The sequence below is a fragment of the Vogesella oryzagri genome, assembly GCF_040148885.1.
GTDB classification, from domain to species: domain Bacteria; phylum Pseudomonadota; class Gammaproteobacteria; order Burkholderiales; family Chromobacteriaceae; genus Vogesella; species Vogesella oryzagri.
On record NZ_JBEFLD010000003.1, the window covers coordinates 393,295 to 415,820 of the forward strand.

The 22,526-nt window shown below is 62.4% G+C and carries 17 protein-coding genes; 10 read left to right on the forward strand and 7 right to left on the reverse strand.

Translation table 11 applies throughout. The features are described from left to right. Window positions 1-8 precede the first annotated feature (8 nt). Complete coding sequence (gene ushA, locus ABNW52_RS07090) at window positions 9-1,646, reverse strand: bifunctional UDP-sugar hydrolase/5'-nucleotidase UshA (RefSeq protein WP_349585817.1); 1,638 nt, start codon at window positions 1,644-1,646, stop codon at window positions 9-11. A 94-nt stretch (window positions 1,647-1,740) separates the two neighbouring features. After that, window positions 1,741-3,426 (reverse strand): glutamine--tRNA ligase/YqeY domain fusion protein, encoded by a 1,686-nt coding sequence (locus tag ABNW52_RS07095; protein WP_349585819.1) that lies wholly within the window; start codon window positions 3,424-3,426, stop codon window positions 1,741-1,743. A 273-nt stretch (window positions 3,427-3,699) separates the two neighbouring features. On the opposite strand from ABNW52_RS07095, the gene ABNW52_RS07100 reads away from it, so the two are divergent. Continuing rightward, window positions 3,700-5,085, forward strand: a complete 1,386-nt coding sequence (locus ABNW52_RS07100; RefSeq protein ID WP_349585821.1) for an FAD-binding oxidoreductase — start codon at window positions 3,700-3,702, stop codon at window positions 5,083-5,085. Between the two features lie 115 nt (window positions 5,086-5,200). On the opposite strand, the gene astE is transcribed toward ABNW52_RS07100, so the two are convergent. Next, the gene (gene astE, locus ABNW52_RS07105; protein ID WP_349585823.1) at window positions 5,201-6,214 is read right to left on the reverse strand and encodes a succinylglutamate desuccinylase; all 1,014 of its coding nucleotides are present in this window, start codon (window positions 6,212-6,214) and stop codon (window positions 5,201-5,203) included. Between the two features lie 129 nt (window positions 6,215-6,343). Next, the gene (locus ABNW52_RS07110; RefSeq protein WP_349585825.1) at window positions 6,344-7,132 is read right to left on the reverse strand and encodes an alpha/beta fold hydrolase; all 789 of its coding nucleotides are present in this window, start codon (window positions 7,130-7,132) and stop codon (window positions 6,344-6,346) included. Window positions 7,133-7,263: 131 nt separating this feature from the next. On the opposite strand from ABNW52_RS07110, the gene ABNW52_RS07115 reads away from it, so the two are divergent. The 6 genes from ABNW52_RS07115 to speA all read left to right on the forward strand — a co-directional run bounded on the left by ABNW52_RS07115 (window position 7,264) and on the right by speA (window position 16,043). Further along, the gene (locus tag ABNW52_RS07115) at window positions 7,264-9,057 is read left to right on the forward strand and encodes a GGDEF domain-containing protein (RefSeq protein ID WP_349585827.1); all 1,794 of its coding nucleotides are present in this window, start codon (window positions 7,264-7,266) and stop codon (window positions 9,055-9,057) included. A gap of 416 nt (window positions 9,058-9,473) precedes the next feature. Then, entirely contained in the window at window positions 9,474-10,607 is a 1,134-nt protein-coding gene (locus ABNW52_RS07120; protein WP_349585829.1) for an ABC transporter ATP-binding protein, read from the forward strand. 10 nt (window positions 10,608-10,617) lie between these two features. Continuing rightward, window positions 10,618-11,535 carry an ABC transporter permease subunit gene (locus ABNW52_RS07125; protein WP_349585830.1) on the forward strand — a complete coding sequence of 306 codons (918 nt, stop codon included), beginning with the start codon at window positions 10,618-10,620 and terminating at the stop codon, window positions 11,533-11,535. After that, entirely contained in the window at window positions 11,528-12,394 is an 867-nt protein-coding gene (locus ABNW52_RS07130) for an ABC transporter permease subunit (protein WP_349585832.1), read from the forward strand. The genes ABNW52_RS07125 and ABNW52_RS07130 overlap by 8 nt, the downstream gene beginning before the upstream one ends. Window positions 12,395-12,541: 147 nt before the next feature. Further along, window positions 12,542-13,831 carry an NAD(P)/FAD-dependent oxidoreductase gene (locus ABNW52_RS07135; protein WP_349585834.1) on the forward strand — a complete coding sequence of 430 codons (1,290 nt, stop codon included), beginning with the start codon at window positions 12,542-12,544 and terminating at the stop codon, window positions 13,829-13,831. A gap of 331 nt (window positions 13,832-14,162) precedes the next feature. Next, window positions 14,163-16,043, forward strand: a complete 1,881-nt coding sequence (speA, locus tag ABNW52_RS07140; RefSeq protein ID WP_349585836.1) for an arginine decarboxylase — start codon at window positions 14,163-14,165, stop codon at window positions 16,041-16,043. A 128-nt stretch (window positions 16,044-16,171) separates the two neighbouring features. Here the strand turns inward: speA and ABNW52_RS07145 are convergent, their stop codons facing one another. After that, window positions 16,172-16,723 carry a phasin family protein gene (locus ABNW52_RS07145; RefSeq protein WP_349585837.1) on the reverse strand — a complete coding sequence of 184 codons (552 nt, stop codon included), beginning with the start codon at window positions 16,721-16,723 and terminating at the stop codon, window positions 16,172-16,174. 226 nt (window positions 16,724-16,949) lie between these two features. On the opposite strand from ABNW52_RS07145, the gene phaR reads away from it, so the two are divergent. Then, a complete protein-coding gene (gene phaR / locus ABNW52_RS07150) occupies window positions 16,950-17,510 on the forward strand; it encodes a polyhydroxyalkanoate synthesis repressor PhaR (protein WP_349585839.1) in 561 nt (186 codons plus the stop codon). A 121-nt stretch (window positions 17,511-17,631) separates the two neighbouring features. Beyond that, a complete protein-coding gene (gene rimO, locus ABNW52_RS07155; RefSeq protein WP_349585841.1) occupies window positions 17,632-18,951 on the forward strand; it encodes a 30S ribosomal protein S12 methylthiotransferase RimO in 1,320 nt (439 codons plus the stop codon). An 81-nt stretch (window positions 18,952-19,032) separates the two neighbouring features. Here the strand turns inward: rimO and ABNW52_RS07160 are convergent, their stop codons facing one another. Beyond that, on the reverse strand, window positions 19,033-19,833 hold the full coding sequence (locus tag ABNW52_RS07160; protein WP_349585842.1) for a DeoR/GlpR family DNA-binding transcription regulator: 801 nt from the start codon (window positions 19,831-19,833) through the stop codon (window positions 19,033-19,035). A gap of 150 nt (window positions 19,834-19,983) precedes the next feature. Between ABNW52_RS07160 and ABNW52_RS07165 the strand changes: the two genes are divergently transcribed. Continuing rightward, a complete protein-coding gene (locus tag ABNW52_RS07165; RefSeq protein ID WP_349585844.1) occupies window positions 19,984-20,769 on the forward strand; it encodes an HAD family hydrolase in 786 nt (261 codons plus the stop codon). A gap of 200 nt (window positions 20,770-20,969) precedes the next feature. On the opposite strand, the gene ABNW52_RS07170 is transcribed toward ABNW52_RS07165, so the two are convergent. Then, window positions 20,970-22,448 (reverse strand): methyl-accepting chemotaxis protein, encoded by a 1,479-nt coding sequence (locus tag ABNW52_RS07170; protein ID WP_349585846.1) that lies wholly within the window; start codon window positions 22,446-22,448, stop codon window positions 20,970-20,972. Between the last annotated feature and the right edge of the window lie 78 nt (window positions 22,449-22,526).

Consider the following 22,526-nt stretch of genomic DNA (forward strand, 5'->3'; position numbering starts at 1 on the left):
TTAAAAGACTATTGCCGCACTACCGCATCGCCCGGCTCGAAATCGGTCGTCTTGATGCTGTCGTGGCTGGCAAAGTAGCCGCGCATCAGGTCGGCATCGACGTAGCCGGTGTTGACGTAGCCTTTGTGGGTGGACAGTCGCGGGTAGCCGTCACCGCCGGCGGCGGTGAAGTTGTTCAGCGCCAGGCGGTAGCTGCGCGCCGGGTCGATGGGTTGGCCGCCGATCAGCGCCTGCTGCACTTCGCCGCCGACAATGCGCAGCTGCACGCCGGCAAACTGCGCAAAGGCGCCGGAGCCCGGGCTCATCTTCGCTGCGGCCTTCAGGTAGTCCAACGCTTCCTTGCCGCTCATGTCCACGTACACCAGGGTGTTGCCGAACGGCTGCACCTTGAGGATGTCCTTGTAGCTGATGCTGCCGGCCGGCAGCGAGTCACGGATGCCGCCGGCGTTCATGATGGCGAAGTCGGCGTGGGCCTTGTCCTTCATCGTACTGGCGATGAATACCCCCAGATTGGTGGGCTGCTTGCGCACGATGGCGCGGTCGCCTTCCAGCTTGCCGTCACTGCTGCCTACCTGTACGCCGAGTACCGCCTGACCTTTTTCCTGGTAGGGCTTGAGCAGGGCCAGCATTTCGCTGTTTTCCGGGATCTCGCGGCTGTAGGTCACTTTGCGGTCCTTGTCGTTGTCTCCCTTCACCGTTTTCTTCAGGTTGACCGGGATCAGCTGGTATTGCTGCAGCCGGAATTCGCCATTGCGGTACTCGAAGTCGGCGCGGCCAACGTATTTGCCCCATTCATGCGCCTGCACGATCCAGGCGCCGTTCTGGCGGTCCGGTGCACAGTCGCTGCCCGGTACGTAGGCGTCGTTACGCACGTTCTCGGCCTTCATGCACACCGGGTTCTGGCTGTGGCCACCGACGATCAGATCGAAGCCCTTCACCTGGCGTGCCATTTCCACGTCGCCCGGCGCATTGACGCCATGTTCGCCATCGGTGTAGTGCCCCATATGGGTGGCGGCAATCACCACGTCGGCTTTTTTCTTCAGCGAGGGCAGCAGGCGCGCGGCTTCGCGGGCCGGGGTGCGGAATTCGATGCCGTGGGTGTTTTCCGGGTTGGTCAGTTTCTTGGTGTCGTCGGTGGTCAGCCCCATCACCGCCACGCGCACGCCGCCGAGATTGAAGATCTTGTACGGTGCGAACAGGCGCTTGCCGCCCTGGTAGATGTTGGCCGCCAGCATCGGGAATTGCGCCCACTGCCGCTGTTTGGCCAGCACCGCCGGCGACTTGTCGAACTCGTGGTTGCCCACTGCCATGGCGTCGTAGCCCAACAGGTTCATGCCCTTGAAGTCCGGCTCGGCATCCTGCATGTCCGATTCCGGTACGCCGGTGTTCACGTCGCCGCCGTCCAGCAGCAGGCTGTAGCCGCCGTGCAGGCGCACGTCGGCGCGAATCTGTTCGATCACGTTCTTGCGCGCGGCCATGCCGTATTCGCCGTCGCCGTTCTTCCAGAAGCGGCCGTGGTGATCGTTGGTGTGGATGATGGTGATGCGGTAGCTCTGGTCTGCTACCGGTGCGGCCAACGTGGTGGCCGGTACGGTGGCGAGGGCGGTGAGGACGGACAGGCAGATGGCGGTGTGGCGAGTTTTCATGAAAGCCCCTTGTATGCGTTAACCGACAGCGAGTGCGTTACAAACAAAAAAAGCGGCAGGCACACGAGGTGCCTACCGCTTTCATGATAATGCCTTATTTGCTCCAGGAATCCTTCAGGCCGACGGTGCGGTTGAATACCACCTTGCTGCCGGGCTGATGGTCCAGACGGTCGGTCACGAAATAACCGATGCGCTCGAACTGGTAGCGGGTTTCCGGCGCGGCGTCGCGTACCACCGGTTCGATGTAGCCGGTGATGGTGGCCAGCGAGTCCGGGTTCAGGAACTGCATGAAGTCGACGTATTCGCCATTCTCGCCGCGTACCGCGTCCGGGCGCGGCTCGGTGAACAGGCGGTCGTACAGGCGTACCTCGGCTTCCACTGCGTGGCTGGCGGAGATCCAGTGGATCACGCCCTTCACCTTGCGGCCAACCGGGTTCTGGCCCAGGGTGTCGTGGTCGATGGAGCACTTCAGTTCCACCACCTTGCCAGTGGCGTCCTTGATCACTTCGTCGCACTTGATCACATAGCTGTAGCGCAGGCGTACTTCGCCGCCGGCGGTCAGGCGCTGCCACTTCGGCGGCGGCACTTCGGCAAAGTCTTCGCGCTCGATGTAGATCTCGCGGCCGATCGGCACGTCGCGCTCGCCGAATTCCGGGTGGTGCGGGTGGTACGGCGCGCTGCGGCTGGCGGTAACGCCATCCTGGAAGTTGCTCAGGGTAACCTTGATCGGGTCCAGCACCGCCATCACGCGCGGCGCTTCGCTTTCCAGCGTCTCGCGCACTGCGCCTTCCAGCACGCTGATGTCGATGATGTTCTCACCCTTGGAGACGCCAATGCGCTGCGAGAACAGGCGGATGCCGGCCGGGCTGTAGCCGCGGCGGCGCATGCCCTCGATGGTTGGCATGCGCGGGTCGTCCCAGCCGCCTACCTTGCCATCGGTCACCAGTGCGTTGAGCTTGCGCTTGGAAGTCAGCGCGTACAGCAGCTCCAGGCGCGAGAATTCATATTGTCGCGGGTGGCAGCCGATGCTGATGTTGTCCAGCACCCAGTCGTACAGCGGGCGATGGTCTTCGAATTCCAGCGTGCACAGGCTGTGGGTGATGCCCTCGATCGCGTCCGAGATGCAGTGGGTGTAGTCGTACATCGGGTAGATGCACCAGGTATCACCGGTACGGTGGTGATGCGCACGGCGGATGCGGTAGATCACCGGGTCGCGCATGTTGACGTTGCCGGAAGTCATGTCGATCTTCAGGCGCAGAGTCTTGCTGCCGTCGGCGAACTCGCCGTTCTTCATGCGGGTGAACAGGTCGAGGTTTTCCTCGATGCTGCGATTGCGGTACGGGCTTTCACGGCCCGGTTCGGTCAGGCTGCCGCGGTATTCGCGCATTTCCTCGGCGCTGAGGTCGCAGACGAAGGCATGGCCGGTCTGGATCAGTTCCACCGCGTAGTCGTACAGCTGCTGGAAGTAGTCGGAGGCGTAGCGCACGTTGCCATCCCACTGGAAGCCCAGCCAGGCCACGCTGTCCTTGATCGACTGCACGTACTCGTCGGATTCCTTCTCCGGGTTGGTATCGTCCATGCGCAGGTTGCACTTGCCCTGGTAATCCTCGGCCAGGCCGAAGTTCAGGCAGATGGACTTGGCGTGGCCCACGTGCAGGTAGCCGTTCGGCTCCGGCGGAAAGCGGGTGACGATGGCGCTGTGTTTGCCGGAGGACAAGTCCTCGTCAATGATGGCGCGAATGAAGTTGCTGATTACCGGCGCGTTGTTTTCTGCGGACATCTGATAGTGAAAGGCTGTATTGAGTTAACGCGCGATTGTAACCCGATTGGGCGCATTCACCGTAGTTTTATCCGCCAATCATCCTGTCCGGCCGGCCGGGTACGGCGCGTGGGCGCCGCTTTGTGCTGGCGTCGGCGGCTACTGGCGCCACGGTGATCCGCACGGCGTGAAGCTTGGCCGCGGCCAACCTTTTTTGTTGTGCAGGGGCGGCAGGGCCGTTGGTCTGACGTGATAGCATCAATGCCACCAGCCATTCCTTGTCCGGAGCCGCCCGTGTCAGCGCCACTTGCCCGCCTGCATCAACAATTGCCGCAGCTTGTGCTGCGTACCGATGACGACAGCCGCCAGCATTACGGGCTGGACTGGACGCGTTATTACCAGCCGGCGCCGCTGGCGGTGGCGCTGCCCGCTACGGTGGCCGAAGTGCAGGGCATCGTGCGCTGGGCGCGCGAACACCGGGTGGCGCTGGTGCCGTCCGGCGGCCGTACCGGCCTATCCGGCGGCGCGGTGGCGGCCAGCGGCGAGCTGGTGGTGTCGTTCGAGCGCATGAACCGCATCGGCGACTTCGACCGCGTGGCGCGCACCGTGCAGTGCGAGGCCGGGGTGGTGACGGCGGCGCTGCAGCAGTACGCCAGCGGCAAGGGCCTGTACTACCCGGTGGATTTTGCCTCCAGTGGCAGTAGCCAGCTGGGGGGCAATATCGCCACCAACGCGGGCGGCATCAAGGTGATCCGCTATGGCATGACGCGTGAGTGGGTGGCCGGGCTGAGCGTGGTGACCGGCACCGGCGAGCTGCTGGAGCTGAACCGCGGGCTGGCCAAGAACAATACCGGCTACGATTTCCGCCACTTGTTTATCGGCTCGGAAGGCACGCTGGGCTTTGTGGTCGGCGCCTGTATGAAGCTGACCCTGCCGCCGCCACCGCAGGCGGTGCTGCTGCTGGCACTGCCGGCGCTGGCGGACGTGATGCGGGTGTTCGAAGTGTTTCGCGAGGGCGTGTCGCTGTCGGCGTACGAGTTTTTCTCCGACCAGGCGCTGGGGCATGTGCTGGCCCGCGGCCAACTGGCGGCACCGTTCGAGGTGCGCGCGCCGTTCTACGTGCTGCTGGAGCTGGACGACCCGATGCACAGCGGCGACGACAGCGCGCTGAAGCTGTTCGAGCGCTGTCTGGAGCAGGGCTGGGTGCTGGATGGTGTGCTGTCGCAGTCGGCACAGCAGGCACAGCAGCTATGGGCCTACCGCGAGAGCATCAGCGAGAGCATTACCCCCTACACGCCGTACAAGAACGACATCGCCGTCACCATCAGTCGGGTGCCGGCGTTTATCGCCTCGCTGGATGCCTTGCTGGCGGCCAACTATCCGGATTTCGAGGTGATCTGGTATGGCCACATCGGCGATGGCAACCTGCACATCAATGTGCTGAAGCCGCCGGCATTGGCGCTGGCGGCGTTCCGCGACGCCTGCGAGCAGGTGAACGAGCAGGTGTTTGCGCTGGTGCGCGACTTCGGCGGCAGCATGTCGGCCGAGCACGGCGTGGGCCTGTTGAAGCGGGATTACCTGCCGGTAAGTCGCAGTGCGCAGGAAATCGAGATGATGCAAGGCATCAAAAAGGTATTTGACCCGGATGGCATTATGAACCCCGGCAAGCTGCTGCCCTGAGCGGCAAGATTGCATGAAAAATGCGCGGCGCCAGCAAACTGCTGACGCCGCGCATTTTTTTTTCATCGCTCACAGGATATCCACAGCTTTTTCCCTGTTTGCCTGTGGATATGTGCTAGTCCAGGGTGGCCGGTTCGATCACGATGCCGGCACGCAGCCCGATGCCGACCTTGGGATTGGGGAACAGAATGCGCTCCTCGCCGCCGTCGGCCACGTAACGGACTTCCACATCTTCTGCAATTGTCATGCCGTGCGGCAGCGCAGTGAAATTCTCCACGTCATCGGCCAGATGCAGCACAAAGTCACCGCTGTGCTTCACGATGTCGTACTTGGCCTTGAACAGGCGCACCGCCGAGATGTCCGGGTTGGCCGCAACGGCGCACTGGCCGGCGAGCAGCTCGCGCAGCGCACGGTCGATGCCGGCAAAGCGCGACAGGTCGTTCTGGCCGAACGGGCGCGCCTTGCCCAGTTCCAGGGTGAAGGCGTCGGCGCCGCAACGTTCGCTGGTGTAGTAGCTGTAGGTCGCCGCCGGCTTGCTGTGCAGCAGCACGGTGTCGACATCGGCGCCCAGCAGCCAGGCCAGCTGCTCGCGGTTGTGGGCGCGGTCGTGGATGAAAGGATAGATGGCGAAGCGCTCGAACACCGAGCCGCGGATGGCGGTGTGCAGGTCGTAGTGGCGGCGCGGCGTCGTGGCCGGGGTGACGGCGAAGAAGGCGCTGGCGGCCTGTTCCAGCTCCACGGCGCGGCGGGCTTCCTGCGCCTCCGGCTGCTTGGCGTGCGCGCCGTCGAACAGGCGGTTCATGTCGTAGTCGACAAAGCGCTTGCCGCTTTGCATCGCCGGAATGTTGCCCAACACCACCAGGATGCGGCAGGCCAGCGGCAGCGCGCCGCTCAGCAGGTCGCCCACGATGCTGTTGAGGATTTCGATCGGCGCGGTTTCGTTGCCGTGCACACCGGTGGACAGCAGGATGTGTTCCTGCTGCAGGTTGGCCGCATGCGGGGTCAGCTCCAGCAGGCCGTGGCCCAGCCAATGGGCCTGTAGTGCCGGGGTTTGCCACTGGGCGTGCGCGGGGCTGAGGCCTTGCAGGGTGAGGTCGAGAAAGTCGCGGGCAGGGGCAAACGGATTCATGCGTAGTCCTTTGTGAGATGCCCCATTCTAAGCAAACCCCCGTGCACGGCCAGCCGGCTGTCACGGGGGTGAATGTTGATGGCGCATCTGCGCAAGTGGCGGCGCGTTTACAGCGCCGGAGCTTGGCCGCTAGCGCTCGGCAAACTGGAATATCTGCTGGCAGAAAGCCTGCGGTGCTTCCAGGTGGATGGCGTGCCCCGCGCCCGGCAGGATGGTAAGCGTCGCGCCTGGGATGCCTTGCTGCAGCAGTCGCGCCTGGTACGGCGGGGTCAGGCGGTCTTCGTCGCCAACGATGACATGGGTGGGCACGCGCAGCTCGTTCAGCCAGCGGCGCGCATCGTGCTGCAGCACGCCGCCGATGATGCGCTGGATGGCCAGCCAGCTGGTCAGGGCGGAGATACGGCGCAGGTCCGGCAGCATGGCGCTGGCGGTGGCGAAGAAGCGGCTGGAAAACAGCCACGGCAGGCTGATATTGAAGCGCAGGTCGGCACCGCCGGCTTGCTCCGCGTCGCCCCAGCTGGTGGCGATCTGCTCGTTGACGCTGTCCGACCACGCCAGGGTGGAGGCCAGCAGCAGCCGCTGCACGCGCTGCGGGTGGCGGCGGGCAAAGTGCTGCGCCACCATGCCGCCATACGACAGCCCGACCAGATACACGCTGTCGATGCCCAGCTGCACCAGCAGCGCGGCGGCATCGTCCGCCTGCTGTGGCAGCGGGTAGTAATCGGCCGGCGTTTGCTCGCTCTGGCCCTGGCCCTGGAAGTCCAGGCGCAGCACGCGGAAGCATTGCTCCAGCGCCGGTGTCATCAGTCCCCACGCCAGTGTGCTCATGGTCAGACCATTGAATAGCAGCAGCGTCTGGCTGCCCTGGCCACTGATTTCGTAGTACACCTGCCGTTGTTGGATGGTGGTATATGGCATGCGATTTCCCCCTGCGAGAGCTTTCATTCTAGGTGCAAACGGCATGGCCGCGCGCCGCGCGCTGTCCCGATGCTGTCACACAGCCGCAGTACAGTGCCTGTCTTCGATAAAGATGACTGTGTCCGCTCATTATGCAAGACCCGCTCGTGCTGGGCGCCGCCGCTGGTGGCGCCGCCGATTTGCTTGACGCCATCATTCGGGATGGCTTGGTGCAGGTGGTGTTTCAGCCCATCGTTTACCTGGCCACCGGAGGCCTGGTCGGCTACGAGGCGCTGGTGCGCGGGCCGTCGGATTCGCTGCTGTATTCGCCGGTGGCGCTGTTCGAGCAGGCGGCGCAGTGCGGTGTGCTGGCCCAGCTGGACCGGGTGTGCATCGGCGCCGTGCTGCGGGAGTTTGCCCGTCAGCAGTTGCCGGGCACGCTGTTCGTCAATGTGATTCCGGACACGCTGCTGGGCGAGCATCTGCCGGCGGCCGAGCTGCTGGCCATGTTGGCCGCAGCGGGGGTGGCGCCGGCACGGGTGGTGCTGGAGCTGACCGAAACCCGCCCACATGCCGGCTATCGCGCGCTGTGCCGGGTGGCCGCGGCGCTGCGGGCGGGCGGTTTGCGGTTGGCGCTGGACGATCTGGGCGAGGGCTTTTCCAATCTGCGGCTGTGGTCTGAGTTGCGGCCGGATCTGGTCAAGCTGGACAAGTATTTCGTGCAGCAGATCCATCAGGACGCGCTCAAGCTGCAGTTTGTCCGTTCGCTGGTGGACATGGCGCGCGCGGCCGGCGCGGTGCTGGTGGCGGAGGGCATCGAGCTGCCAGAGGAACTGGCGGTGCTGCGCGAGCTGGGGGTGGTGATGGGGCAGGGCTATCTGGTGGCGCGGCCGGTGGCGCAGCCGCCACGGCATGGCAACTACCTGCTGCCGGTGCCAGCGGCCGGCAAGGTTGGCCGCCAGTTACCGGTGGCGCGCGAGCTGTTGCTGGACATGCCGTTTTTGACGGATCAATCGCGTTGCGACGAGGCCTATCGGCTGTTTGCCGATAATCCGGCGCTGTTTGCGGTGCCGGTGCTGCGCGGCCAACGTCCGCTGGCGCTGTTGTCGCGCCACCGGGTGCTGGAAACGTTTGCCAAACCGTTCAACCGCGAATTGCTGGCCAAGAAGCCGTGCCTGGCGCTGGCCGACATGTCGCCGCTGGTGGTGGCGGCGGATACCGATATCCAGACCCTGTCCGCGCTGGCGGCAGCCGACCGCCGGCATCTGGTCAATGGCTTCATCATTGTGGAAGACGCCGCCTACCTGGGCATGGGTACCGGCCACGAGCTGATGCGGGTGATCAGCGAGATGCAGCTGGCCGCCGCGCGTTACGCCAATCCGCTTACCGGTTTGCCCGGCAATGTGCCGATCAGCGACGAGGTGGCGCGTCTGCTGGCTGGCGGCCAACCTTTCGTGGTGGCCTATGTCGATCTGGATCATTTCAAACCGTTTAACGATCACTACGGCTACGGTGCCGGCGATGACATGATCCGCTTGCTGGGGGCGATTCTGGAGGCGGCGGTGGACCCGCTGCTGGATTTTGTCGGCCACATCGGCGGCGATGATTTTGTGGTGCTGTTGCAAAGTTGCAACTGGCAGCAGCGGCTGCGGCAGGTGCTGCTGCAGTTCGATTTGTCGGTGCCGACGCTGTTCCTGGCGGCAGACCGGGCGGCGGGGGGCTTTGAAATGGCCGATCGTGACGGCCGTTTGCGCTTCTTTCCGCTGACCAGTGTTTCCATTGGCGTGCTGCCGGTGCAGCCCGGTTGCTATACCTCGCACTATCAAGTGGCATCGGCCGCCACCTCGGCCAAAAAATCCGCCAAAAAACAGGAGGGTAGCGTGCTGTTTATCGAGGCTGCCGCTGTCGGCACCACTCTGGTGCGCGCCGTGCCCGTGTTTGAGTAATTAAACGCCACTGGCAATTCTGCCGTTCAAGGTGGCTATTTTGTTGCGCCGCAGCGTGTAAGTGCCTGTTGCGCTGCGAAAAACCGGCGCTGTTAATTTTCTTACGTCGAACTTGTCAATTTTATTAAACGTGGAGTAGCCTGAAGTTGCGCGTGCCGGAATAGGGTGCCAACCAGCAGGCATGGTTGCCAAGCCGTCGGAAGCAATGGCCAGTCGGTGCTAGTATGCTGCGCCCTGCACGATAGACCCGGTTTTTGCGCTTTCTGCACGGAAAGTTTGCCCCGCGTTCGGTGTTCACCTGCCCGCTGGTGTCTTGCCTGCTACTTGCCTCGCAGGGTAGGGTTGAAATTGGTCGCTTATACAGCTGTTTGAAAATTACCGGAGGCCTTAGCAGCCTCCATTCGGGAAGAAATATCATGGTGGAAACTGGTAAACAGTCTGCTGTTTCTCAAACTGAGACGCCCTATCTGCGCATCAGCAATGTGGTGAAAAGGTTCGGTGAGACTGCCGCGGTGGACGGCGTCGATCTGGATATCCGCAAAAACGAGATTTTTGCCCTGCTGGGCAGCTCCGGCTGCGGTAAGTCCACCCTGCTGCGCATGCTGGCGGGGATGGAGCGGCCAACCTCCGGCAAGATCATTCTGGATGGCGAGGACATCACCGGTCTGGCGCCGTACGAGCGTCCGATCAACATGATGTTCCAGAGCTACGCGCTGTTTCCGCACATGAGCGTGGCGGAAAATATCGCCTTCGGCCTGAAGCAGGACAAGCTGCCCAAGGGCGAAATCGACGCCCGCGTGACGGAGATGCTCGACCTGGTGCAGCTGCGCAAGTACGGCTCGCGCAAGCCGTATCAACTGTCCGGCGGTCAGCAACAGCGCGTGGCGCTGGCCCGTAGCCTGGCCAAACGCCCGAAACTGCTGCTGCTGGACGAGCCGCTGGGTGCACTGGACAAGAAACTGCGCCAGCAGACTCAGCTGGAACTGGTGGCCACGCTGGAAAAAGTGGGGGTGACCTGCATCATGGTGACCCACGACCAGGAAGAAGCCATGACCATGGCGACCCGTATCGGCATCATGTCCGAAGGTCAGCTGCTGCAGATCGGTACCCCGGCCGAGATCTACGACTACCCCAACTGTCGCTTCACTGCCGAATTCATCGGCGACACCAATATGTTCGCCGGCCCGGTGGTGGTGGACGAGCCGGACCGCGTGGAGATCGAGTCGTCGGATCTGGGCGGCCGCGTGATGATCGATCACGGCATTACCGGCCCGAAAGGTATGCAGGTATGGGCCAGCGTGCGTCCGGAAGACGTGCATGTGCATGTGGTGCCGCCGCCAGCCGGCCCGAACACCGCGCGCGGTGTGGTGGACGACATTGCCTACCTGGGCAGCTTCTCCATCTATCACGTCAAGCTGGGTAGCGGCAAAGTGGTGAAATCCATGGTGTCGGCCAACCATTGGCACGAGAACGACGTCAAGGCGCCGACTTGGGGCGAGCCGGTGTATGTCAGCTGGCGCCCGGATATGCCGGTAGTGCTGACGCGCTAAGGAGACGGTCATGAGCCTGCTGAAAATGAAAGCCAAATTCAGGTTGGGGAAGACTGCGGTCATTTCCATTCCCTACACCTGGATGCTGCTGTTCTTCCTGGTGCCGTTCTTCATTGTGCTGAAGATCAGCTTTGCCGAACAGGCGCTGGCGATTCCACCCTTCACCAGCCTGCTGCAGGAAGAGGAGGGGGTGATTCGCGGCCTGTCGCTGTACTTCGGCAACTTCAGCTTCATCTTCACCGATGAGCTGTACGCGGCCACCTACCTGTCGTCGCTGAAGGTGGCGTTCTTCACCACCGTGATGTGCCTGTTGCTGGGTTATCCCATCGCCTATGCCATTGCCCGCACCGACCCGGCGCGGCGCAATATCCTGCTGATGCTGGTGATGCTGCCGTTCTGGACCTCCTTCCTGCTGCGGGTGTATGCCTGGATGGGGCTGCTGAACGAAAACGGCCTGATCAACAACTTCCTGCTGTCGTTGGGGGTGATCAGTGAGCCGCTGCACATGTTCCACACCGACTTCTCACTGTACCTGGTGATGCTGTATGCCTACCTGCCGTTCATGATCCTGCCGCTGTATTCGCACCTGGTGAAAATGGATGTTCGCCTGCTGGAGGCCGCGGCCGACCTGGGGGCCGGGCCGATCAAGGCGTTCTGCGCGATCACCCTGCCGCTATCCAAGAACGGAATCATCGCCGGTTCGATGATGGTGTTCATTCCGGCGGTGGGCGAGTTCGTGATCCCGGAACTGGTGGGTGGTACCGATACGCTGATGATCGGCAAGGTGCTGTGGAACGAGTTCTTCGACAACAACAACTGGCCGATGGCGGCCTCCGTGGCCATCATCATGGTGCTGCTGCTGATCGTGCCGATCGCGCTGCTGCATCGCTTCGAAACCCGTGAGCTGGAGGGCAAGGGCAATGTATAACGGCAACAAACTGTCCCCGTTCCTCAAGGGCGTGCTGGTGGTGGGCTTCCTGTTTCTGTATATCCCCATCATCAGTCTGATCGTGTACTCCTTTAACGACTCCAAGCTGGTGACGGTGTGGGGTGGCTTCTCGGTCAAATGGTATGGCTCGCTGTTCCAGAACGAGCAGATCATCAGCGCAGTGAAGCTGTCGATCGAGATCGCGCTGGCCAGTGCTACCGCTGCGGTCATGCTGGGTACCGTTGCCGGTTTCGTGCTGGCCCGCTTCAAGCGCTATACCGGCAGTACGCTGTTTGCCGGCATGATGACCGCACCGATGGTGATGCCGGAGGTGATTACCGGTCTGTCCATGCTGCTGCTGTTCATCTCGCTGGAGCAGTTCATCGGTGTGCCGTCCGAGCGCGGTTTCTTCACCATCTGGGTAGGCCATACCACGCTGTGCATGGCCTACGTGTCGGTGGTGGTGCGCTCGCGGCTGCTGGAAATCGACAAGAACCTGGAAGATGCCGCCATGGATCTGGGTGCCCGCCCGCTGAAGATCTTCTTCGTCATCACGCTGCCGCTGGTGTCGCAGGCGATTGCGTCCGGCTTCCTGCTGTCGATTACCTTGTCGCTGGACGATCTGGTGACCACCGCCTTCCTGTCCGGCCCGGGCTCCACCACGCTGCCGCAGGTGATCTTCTCCAAGGTGCGTCTGGGGCTGAACCCGGAAATCAACGCCTTGGCGGCGATTACCGTACTGGTGGTGGGGGTGATCGTGCTGGTCGCCAATTACCTGATGCTCAATGCCCAGCGCAAGCGCGAGCAGGCGATTGCTGCCGCCATGCGTGAGGCGGAACCGGTTCCGGTCGCCAGCTGAATCTGCTGTTGTTCCCACGGCGAGGCCCTTGCAGGGCTTCGCCGTTTTTCATGCCTGTTCGACAGCCCGCTGTCATGAGGTGTCTATCTTGTTGCCCAGTATCGCGTTTCCCTGATTCCTGTTTCCTTACATCAACCAGAGGTATTTATGCTCAACTGCGCTCGTCAGCCACATGCCCCGTCCTATTACGTCGCCACTGCGGTTCCCTGGGAGCCTGGGGAGGCGCTGCAAGGCACGGTCGAGTGTGATGTCTGCGTGGTGGGCGGTGGCCTTGCCGGGGTGACGACCGCGCTGAATCTGGCGGAGCAGGGGTTGCAAGTGGTGTTGCTGGAGGCGTCGCGCATCGGTTTTGGTGCCTCCGGGCGCAATGGCGGGCAAGTGATTGCCGGCTTCGCCTGCGATATGGATACCCTGCGCGGCCAACTTGGCGATGCCGGTGCCCGCCAGATGTGGCGCATGTCGCTGGAAGCGGTGGAAATCATCGAGCAGCGGGTGCAGCAGCATGACATTGAGTGCGACTGGACGCGCGGCTACTGCACGGCGGCGGTCAAGCCGTCGCACTTTCAGGATCTGGTGAGCTGGCAGCGCGAAGCGCAAGACTTCTATGGTTACGAGCATTACCAGCTGTGGGATCGCGAACAGTTGGCCGCATTGCTGGCGTCCGATCGTTACCAGGGTGGGCTGTTCGACCCGCTGGCCGGGCATATCCATCCGCTGAACTACCTGCTGGGACTGGCGCAGGCGGCGCGCCATGCCGGGGTAAGCATTTACGAGCAAACGCCGGTAGTGAGCTATGAAGAAGGAGCGGCGCCGCTGGTTAAAACCGACGCCGGTAGCGTGCGTTGCCGGCAGCTGGTGCTGGCCTGCAATGCCTACGTGGGGGCACTGTCCGGCAAGCTGGAAAACCGCATCATGCCGGTGGGTACCTATGTGATCGCCACCGAGCCGCTGGGTGAGGCGCGTGCCCGCGAGCTGATCGCCAACAATATGGCGGTGTGCGACACCAATTTCGTGCTGGACTACTACCGGCTGTCCGGTGACCACCGCATGCTGTTTGGCGGCAAGGTCAGCTATTCCGGTCGCGAGCCGGCGGATCTGGCGGCGGTGATGCGCAAGGACATGTTGCGCGTGTTCCCGCAGCTGGCGGATGTCGACGTGGAGTACGCCTGGGGCGGTTTCTGCGATATCACCATGAATCGTGCGCCGGACTTTGGTCGGCTTGCGGCCAACGTCTACTATGCACAGGGCTTCTCCGGTCATGGTGTGGCCGTGACCGGGCTGGCCGGCAAGGTGATCGCCGAGGCTATTGCCGGTGACGACAGCCGGCTGGCGCTGTTCGAGCGTTTGCGGCACCGGGCTTTCCCGGGTGGCAAGCTGTTGCGCACGCCGGCGCTGGTGCTGGGCATGGGTTGGTATCGCCTGCAGGATTACCTGTAGCCCGCGGCGGGCTGGTGTCGAAAATCATGCACGAGCCAGCCCGGTTTTTTACGATCGCCGCATTGCTGCAATCTTTTAAAAAACAGTCATGTACACGGTGTAGGGTGTGGTATGCGGCCAAGGGTTGGTCGCATGCTTGTTCATTAAAATGGACACGGCAAAATTATGCTTGTCAAGGGGCGTGAGATTGCTAAAATCCGCGCTCGTTTTTTGCGGCAACCGCCGTTTTATTGCGCGCTCCGACATCCCAGGCCCACATGAAGCTTTCTTAGCCCGAAAGCCGCGCACTAAGGAGCAGTTTTCCATTTCTGAATAATTAGGAAATCCTTTCATGGCTTGGACTGTGGCGGATAGCCGGAGCCTGTATGGCATCCGGCATTGGGGTGCTGGCTATTTCAATGTCGGCGAAAACGGCTGCGTGAAGGTGCGTCCCAATGCGCATCACCAGCGCGAGATCGATCTGCACGAGCTAGCGCATACCCTGGCCGACAAAGGGCTGGACATGCCCTTGCTGGTGCGCTTTCCCGACATCCTGCAAGACCGCGTCACCCGGCTGTGCCGCGCCTTCGACAACGCGATTGCCAGCCAGAACTACGGCAACCGCTATACCGCCATCTACCCGATCAAGGTCAATCAGCAAGAAGCAGTGGTGAAGAGCATCATCGCCACCCAGGACGTGTCCATCGGCCTGGAAGCCGGCTCTAAGCCGGAGCTGATGGCGGTGCTGGCGCTGTCGCCCAAGGGCGGCACCATCGTCTGCAACGGCTACAAGGACCGCGATTTCATCCGCCTGGCACTGATGGGCCAACGCCTGGGCCACGAAGTGTTCGTGGTGATCGAGAAAGAATCCGAAGTCGATTTGCTGATCCAGGAAAGTGCCAAGCTGGGTGTGAAGGCCAATATTGGCTTGCGCGTGCGCCTGTCGTCGCTGGCGTCCAGCAAGTGGGCGGATACCGGTGGTGAAAAAGGCAAGTTCGGCCTGTCCGCGGCGCAGCTGATTTCCGCGGTGGACAAGCTGGTGAGTGCCGGCCACGGCGACAATGTGCGCCTGATGCACTTCCACATGGGCTCGCAGATCGCCAACATCGCTGACTACCGTGCCGGCTTCCGCGAGGCGATCCGCTACTTCGGCGAACTGCGCGCGCTGGGCCTGCCGGTGGACCACGTCGATGTCGGCGGCGGTCTGGGAGTGGACTACGACGGCACCCACTCGCGCAATGCCAGCTCCATCAACTACGACATGGACGAGTACGCCAATGTGATCGTGTCGATGTTGTCCGAGTTCTGCGACGAAAACGACATTCCGCATCCGCGCGTGTTCTCCGAGTCCGGCCGCGCCATGACGGCACACCATGCCGTGCTGCTGATGAACGTCACCGACGTGGAACGGCTGCCGGACAGCGTGCCGCAGGTGGCCGATGTGCAGGCGCTGCCCAAGCCGGTGCGCAAGCTGTTCGAGCTGATGAGCCTGACCGATGCCGAAATGGTGACCGAGACCTACTACCGTGCCAGCCACCTGAGCTCGGAAGTGTCGGATATGTATGCCGAAGGCCGCATCACGCTGAAGGAAAAGGCGCTGGCCGAGCAGGTGCATGCGGCCCTGTGCCGCCGCCTGCAGGCGCAACTGACCGCCAGCCAGCGCTCGCAGCGTCAGGTGTACGACGAGCTGACCGACAAGCTGGCCGACAAGTACTTCTGCAACTTCTCGGTATTCCAGAGCCTGCCGGATACCTGGGCCATCGACCAGGTGCTGCCGATCATGCCGCTGCACCGTCTGGACGAGCAGCCTACCCGCCGCGCGGTGTTGCAGGATCTGACCTGCGATTCCGATGGCAAGGTAAAGCATTATGTCGACCAGCAGAGCATCGAATCCAGCATGCCGGTGCATGCGGTGGAGCCGGGCGAGGAATACCTGATCGCGGTATTCATGGTGGGCGCCTACCAGGAAATCCTGGGTGACATGCACAATCTGTTCGGCGATACCGATTCGGTAAACGTGTACGTACGCGACGGCGGCAAGGTGAGCTTCGAAGGGGTGGAAGAGCACGACACCATCGAGGACATGCTGCGCTATGTGCACCTGTCGCCGGAAGAAATTCTCAACCGCTACGAAGGCAAGGCACGTATGGCCGGGCTGAACAGTGAGGAGCGTTCGGTCTACTTTGCCGAATTCTGCCGCGGCTTGAAACAGTCGTCGTATCTGTCGGTATAAGGCGTGCGGCCAACCTTTAGGTTGGCCGCAAGGCTGCAAAAAGAAAGGCCATCGCAAGATGGCCTTTCTTTTTGTACTGGCAAAACAAAAGGGCCGTCGTTGACGGCCCTGGTCATGCCCGCGGCGGCTTAGCCAGCGGTGCGCTTGGCAGCGCTTTTCACCGCATCGGCGGTGGCGCTGGTGGCGGCTTTTACGCTGCTGTCGGCGAATTCGGCTACTTGCTGACCAGCCTTGGTCAGGGTGTGCAGCGCAGCAGTGCTGGCAGCCAGGCCCGACTTCAGGGTGTTTACCAGCGTTTCGGAGCCGGCCGGAGCGTTCTTGGTCAGTGCTTCCAGATTGCCGATCACGCTTTTGTTCAGCTCGTTGAAGTTATCTTCGGCCAGCTTGCCCAGTTCGGCCTGGGTTTGCGACACGATGTCGTAAACGTTGCGGGAGTTGGCTACCGCTTGTTCCAGGTTGCGGGCAGCCAGTTGGTTCAGGCTGCTCACGGCTTGCTGCGGCTCTTTCACGTCGCCCAATTCACGGGCCAGCTTGACATTGTCTTCCAGCGATTGCTTGGACAGCTCCAGGCTCAGCTTGGCAAATTTCTCGGTGCTGTCCAGGGAAATTTGTGCCATGCGGAACGCAAAATCCAGTGCACCAAAAGACAGTTTGTTCAGTTGCTCATTGGTAGTCATCATCTCAAACCCTCACTCGCAGTTGATGTTGGTATGGCTGTCACTGCACAGCAGACGTTGTTTTTATTGCTGCGGCATCGCACAATATTCACGGTCTGAATTGTGCGTTGCACAATGACGGGGCGATCTTAGCGCAGTGCAACATCAGCGCCTAGGAGTTTTACTCTAGTGTGTTGCAAATATGGTAATGTGGCGGCACACAACAAAACGATAGTGCTGGGAGTGATACATGAGTGTTGAGAAGCGGGTCATCAAGAAGTATCCGAACCGTCGTCTGTACGATACGGCTACCAGTTCCTACATCACCCTGGGGGATGTAAAGCAGCTGGTGCTGGATAACGTGGATATTCAGGTGGTAGACGCCAAGAGCCACGATGACATCACCCGCAGTGTGCTGCTGCAGATCATTCTGGAAGAGGAGAGCGGTGGCTCGCCGATGTTCAGCTACGAAGTGCTGACCCAGTTCATCCGCTACTACGGCCAGGCGATGCAGGGCATGATGGGGCCGTTCCTGGAGAAAAACCTGCAGATGTTTGCGCAGCTGCAGCAACGGATGCAGGAACAGGCCAAGACCATGTACGGTGACAACCCGATGCTGGGCGCCAAGCTGTGGTCCGACTTCCTTAATTTCCAGGGGCCGGCGATGCAGAACATGATGACCAGCTACCTGGACCAGAGCACCAATATGTTCCTCGACATGCAGAACCGCATGCAGGAGCAGGCGCGTACCATGTTTACCGGTTTTGGCTTCCCGGCGTACCCGCCGAGCCAGGACGACGATAAAAAATAAGCACTAGCCAGTTTTTTTCTGGCGCGGTTTTTCCTATAATCCGCAACGCTTTAGAACAGCCGGACCCTGCTTGCCAGAGTCCGGCTTTCTGTATTTTTGAACTTCCAGGGTTGGCACTTACATGTCGCATGTTGCTCCAAAAGTAGGCTTTGTATCGCTGGGCTGTCCTAAGGCCGCTTCCGATTCCGAGCAGATCCTCACCCGCCTGCGTGCTGAGGGTTATGAAATTTCCGGTACATACGATGGTGCCGACCTGGTGGTGGTCAACACCTGTGGCTTTATCGATGCCGCGGTGCAGGAATCGCTGGACGCCATCGGCGAGGCACTGAACGAAAACGGCAAGGTGATCGTCACCGGCTGTCTGGGCGCCAAGGGCGACGTGGTGAAGGACGCGCACCCGTCGGTGCTGGCCATCACCGGCCCGCACGCCACCGACGAGGTGATGACCCACGTGCACACCCACCTGCCCAAGCCGCATGATCCGTTCGTCGACCTGGTGCCGGACATCGGCGTGCGCCTGACGCCCAAGCACTACGCCTACGTGAAGATTTCCGAAGGCTGTAACCACCGCTGCACCTTCTGCATCATCCCGTCCATGCGCGGCGACCTGGACAGCCGCGCCATCGACAGCGTGCTGGCCGAGGCGGCCAACCTGGCCAAGGCCGGGGTGAAGGAACTGCTGATCATCTCGCAGGACACTTCCGCCTACGGTGTGGACGTGAAATACAAGCTGGGCTTCCACAACGGCCGTCCGATCAAGACCCGCCTGCTGGAACTGTGCGAAGAGCTGGGCAAGCACGGCATCTGGGTGCGTCTGCACTACGTCTACCCGTACCCGAGCGTGGACGAAATCATTCCGCTGATGGCGGAAGGCAAGATCCTGCCGTACCTGGACATCCCGTTCCAGCACGCCAGCCAGAAGATCCTGAAGCTGATGAAGCGTCCGGCCAACAGCGACAACGTGCTGGGCCGCATCAAGAAGTGGCGCGAAATCTGCCCGGATCTGGTGATCCGCTCCACCTTCATTGTCGGCTTCCCGGGCGAAACCGAAGAAGACTTCGACGAGCTGCTGGCCTTCATTCGCGAAGCGCAGCTGGACCGCGTCGGCTGTTTCACCTATTCGCCGGTGGAAGGCGCCGCCGCCAACGAACTGGCCGACCCGGTGCCGGAAGACGTCAAGGAGGCGCGCAAGGAGCGCTTCATGGAAGTGCAGGCGGAAATCTCCGCCGCGCGCCTGGCTGCCCGCGTCGGTCGCCGCTACACCGTACTGGTGGACGAGATCGACGAAGAGGGTACTGCCATCTGCCGCAGCTATGCCGATGCGCCGGAAATCGACGGCCTGGTGTTCGTGGAGGATGCTGCCGATCTGCAGGTTGGCGACTTCGTCGAGGTGGACATCGTCGACGCCAGCGAGCACGACCTGTGGGGTGAACGCGTGTAAGCCATGCTCTTGCGGCCAACATTGGCCGCATGCAAAACGGCGCTCCAGCACAGGCTGGGCGCCGTTTTTGTTTTTACGCCGCTAGCCGCGCGCGGCGAACAGCAGCGGTACGCCGCTGCCCTGCAGCTGCTGCACCTTGTACGGCTCGGCATCGGCCTCGATCACCAGCCGGCTGACTTCGTTCAGCGGCGTCACCGCGAACGGCGAGGCGGTGCCCAGCTTCTGGTTGGTGACCGCCAGCACGATCTGACTGCACTGCCGCACCAGCAGGCGCTTGAAGGCGGCCTCTTCGGCGATGGTGGTGCCGATGCCCAGCTCGATGTCTACCGAGCAGGTGCCCAGAAAACAGATGTCCGGCCGCATCGCCTGCACCTCCAGCGCGGCGGCGGTGCCGATGGTGCCGCCGATGCGGTGATCCATGCGCCCGCCCACCAGGGTAACGTCGAACTGCTGGCGGCCGAGCAGGGCGGCGGCAATGGGAATGGAATTGGTGGCCACTGTCAGCGGCATGTCCGGCAGCGCGCGGGCAATCTCCAGATTGGTGGTGCCGGAATCCAGAAACACGAATTGCCCCGCCTGCAGCAGCTGCACCGCGGCGGCGGCCAACCTTACCTTGCTGGCCACGTTCTCGTGGCTGCGCTCGCTGAAGCTGCCGGTGTTGGGTGTCATGGCGATGGCACCGCCGTAGACGCGCTTGCACACGCCGCTGGCGGCCAGCTCGCGCAGGTCGCGGCGGATGGAGTCTTCCGACACCCCCAGCGTCTGCGCCAGTTCGGTGGCCAGTACGCGGCCGTCCTGCAGCAGCAGCTGGCGGATGTAGAGCTGGCGGTCGCTGGGCAGGCTGGTGTTGCCGGGGCGCGGCAGGCGGATATCGGTGTTCATGCGTGATTGACCGGTGAAGTTTGCGCAATCGTGCAACATCGGGCGCGGCAGGTCAATTTTCTGGACAAGATTGCACACGTTTTTGCACGATTGTTTGCGCGTTTGTGCATGAAGGTGCACAATTGAGCAGTCACTTCATCGGAGATTGCCATGTTCCGCGCCATTGCCACCGATCTGGACGGCACCCTGCTGGATGCCGACTCCCGCGTTAACGCCCGCAGCTGGCAGGCGCTGCGCCGCGCCGCCGCTGCCGGCTGCCAGCTGATCGTCGCCACCGGCCGTCACCACCGCGATGTGCGCGACATTCTGGCGGCGGGCAGTGATCTGCCGATCAGCGTGATCAGCTCCAACGGCGCCCGTGTGCATGCCCACGACGACCGCGAGCTGTATGCGGCCAACCTGCCGCCGGCACTGGTGAACAAGCTGGTGCAGCCGGGCTTGGCCGGCGAAGCCGAAATCGCGCTGTACCTGGATGAGCAGCGTCTGGCCTGCCGTTACCACGGTGCGCTGCAGGCCTATGCCGGTAAATCGCAGCAGGTGGCCAGCCTGGCGGACTACCACGGCAGTAATGTGGCCAAGATCATCTACTACGCGGCGCCGGCGCAGTTGGCGGCCATCGAGCAGGACATCCTGTACCGCTTCGAGGGCCAGCTGGCGCTGGTGTACTCGCAGGATTGCTACCTGGAGGTGATGGCGCCGGGGGTGAGCAAGGGCAGCGCGCTGTCGCTGCTGCTGGCACGGCTGGGTATCGCCGCCGAGCACTGCGCGGCGTTCGGCGATGCGCAGAACGACGTGGAAATGCTGCAGCTGGTGGGGCACCCGCACCGCATGGCCAATGCCAGTCCGCGGCTGTACGAACATGTGCCGCAGGCGCGTACCATTGGCCACCATGCCGAATCGGCGGTGGCCAGTGTGCTGGAGCAGGCCTTCGCCTGAGAGGTGGTACACGATCTGCTGCGCGTCGGCGATACGGCGTTGATTTCGACTCAGTGGTGCGCATTGACTTCATGTCAATTCCGCTTCCTCCTCCGTTTTCGCCTTGTCTCGCCTTGGCTCGCGAGATCGTGAGCGATACCCTTAAAAAAAACCGCCTGACCGGTGTGCCGGCAGGCGGTTTTTTTTTGCGGCCAGGTTGCTCAGGCGGGCGTCAGGCGAAACTGTTGCACGCTGTCGCCAAGCTCGGCCATCAAGCGGTCCAGCCGTTCGGTGGCGCTGGCGATGGTCTCGGTCTCGCCGGACAGGGTACGGCTGGAGTCGCCCACCGCGCTGATATCGCCGGCAAAGCGGGCAAAGCCCTGGTTCTGCGTTTCCTCGGCCTGGGAAACTTCGTGCAGCAACTGCGCCAGCGTATGGGTGTCGCGGATGATGCCGGAGAGGCGTTGCTGCGCGTCCAGCGCATGCTGGCGGCCGGCATGCACCTGGTCATTGCCGTTGCGGATGGCGTCTATCGCCTGGTTGGTGCCGCTGACGATCAGGCCAATCTTCTGCTCGATATCCAGCGTGGCGTGCTGGGTGCGCTCGGCCAGCTTGCGCACTTCGTCAGCCACCACGGCAAAGCCGCGGCCCATCTCGCCAGCGCGCGCCGCTTCGATGGCGGCGTTCAGCGCCAGCAGATTGGTCTGGTCGGCAATGTCGCGGATCAGCTGCACGATGCCGTTTACCTCGGCGCTGCGCTGTTCCAGCTCTTCCATGCGCTGCACGGCGTGGGCAATCACTTCTCCGGCCTGGTTCAGCTGGCCAACCGCCTGATCCATGGCGCTGCCGCCATCGTTGGCCGCGGTGCCGGCGTTGTGCGCCATGCTGGTGGCGCTGTGCGACTGCGCGGCGTTCTGGCTGGTGACCACCGCCATCTGTTGTGCGATCACCACCATGTCCTCGGCGCGGTTGCGCTGTGCGCTCATGGTGCGGGCAATCATCTGCGTGCTGCCGGCGATATCGCGGCTTTCACTGGAGGCGGCACTGATGGAACGTGTTACCTGTTCCATCATCTCCTTCATGGCGCGGGTGGCGAGCTCGGCGGCTTCGCGCGCCTGCTCCAGCTTGGCGAAGCTGCGCGATTTGGCGCGGTCGTAGGACAGTGCCAGGCTCAGCACCACCAGGGTGAGGCCGATCAGCGATTTGGCCTGCAGGATGGGTAGTTCTTCGTGGGCGATGGGTGTGGGGGGAATGTCACCGGCCGCGGACAGCAGGAACATCACCGCGATCATTACGAAGGTAAGCAGTGTCCACGCGATGCCGGAGGTGCGGCCGCTGACGAAGATGGCGGCAAACGGCACCGAGGCGAACCACATGATGCTGGTGGACATGATGCCGCCGTTCACATACACCATCCAGCACACCATCAGGTACATCACCAGCACGATGAACTGCGCCACCACGCGCAGTGCACCGCTGAGTTTCAGCAGCAGCGCACCCAGCAGCATGGCCATGCCGCCTACCACGATGCCGGTGCCCATTGCCGGGTGGTGCAGCTTGAAGTAGGAGATAGCGAACAGCGGGGCGATCAGCCCGGCCAGCAGGCCGACGCTGACCACGGTGCGGGCGCGGATCAGGCCTTCGGCATCCTGGCGGATGGCCTCCGGAATGAACCACTCGGTGATGGCGTTGAGAGACATGTTGTTTCCTCGCGTTGTCGTGTTGGCGGCGCCTCTTGGGTGGGCGCGGCTCGTGCTTTGTTGTTGCTGTCTATGCAG

Coding starts and splice junctions, on each gene's coding strand:
- ushA (WP_349585817.1), bottom strand. CDS start 1,646: ATGAAAACTCGCCACACCGCCATCTGCCTGTCCGTCCTCACCGCCCTC.
- ABNW52_RS07095 (WP_349585819.1), bottom strand. CDS start 3,426: ATGTCCGCAGAAAACAACGCGCCGGTAATCAGCAACTTCATTCGCGCC.
- astE (WP_349585823.1), bottom strand. CDS start 6,214: ATGAATCCGTTTGCCCCTGCCCGCGACTTTCTCGACCTCACCCTGCAA.
- ABNW52_RS07110 (WP_349585825.1), bottom strand. CDS start 7,132: ATGCCATATACCACCATCCAACAACGGCAGGTGTACTACGAAATCAGT.
- ABNW52_RS07115 (WP_349585827.1), top strand. CDS start 7,264: ATGCAAGACCCGCTCGTGCTGGGCGCCGCCGCTGGTGGCGCCGCCGAT.
- ABNW52_RS07120 (WP_349585829.1), top strand. CDS start 9,474: ATGGTGGAAACTGGTAAACAGTCTGCTGTTTCTCAAACTGAGACGCCC.
- ABNW52_RS07125 (WP_349585830.1), top strand. CDS start 10,618: ATGAGCCTGCTGAAAATGAAAGCCAAATTCAGGTTGGGGAAGACTGCG.
- ABNW52_RS07130 (WP_349585832.1), top strand. CDS start 11,528: ATGTATAACGGCAACAAACTGTCCCCGTTCCTCAAGGGCGTGCTGGTG.
- ABNW52_RS07135 (WP_349585834.1), top strand. CDS start 12,542: ATGCTCAACTGCGCTCGTCAGCCACATGCCCCGTCCTATTACGTCGCC.
- speA (WP_349585836.1), top strand. CDS start 14,163: ATGGCTTGGACTGTGGCGGATAGCCGGAGCCTGTATGGCATCCGGCAT.
- ABNW52_RS07145 (WP_349585837.1), bottom strand. CDS start 16,723: ATGATGACTACCAATGAGCAACTGAACAAACTGTCTTTTGGTGCACTG.
- phaR (WP_349585839.1), top strand. CDS start 16,950: ATGAGTGTTGAGAAGCGGGTCATCAAGAAGTATCCGAACCGTCGTCTG.
- rimO (WP_349585841.1), top strand. CDS start 17,632: ATGTCGCATGTTGCTCCAAAAGTAGGCTTTGTATCGCTGGGCTGTCCT.
- ABNW52_RS07160 (WP_349585842.1), bottom strand. CDS start 19,833: ATGAACACCGATATCCGCCTGCCGCGCCCCGGCAACACCAGCCTGCCC.
- ABNW52_RS07165 (WP_349585844.1), top strand. CDS start 19,984: ATGTTCCGCGCCATTGCCACCGATCTGGACGGCACCCTGCTGGATGCC.
- ABNW52_RS07170 (WP_349585846.1), bottom strand. CDS start 22,448: ATGTCTCTCAACGCCATCACCGAGTGGTTCATTCCGGAGGCCATCCGC.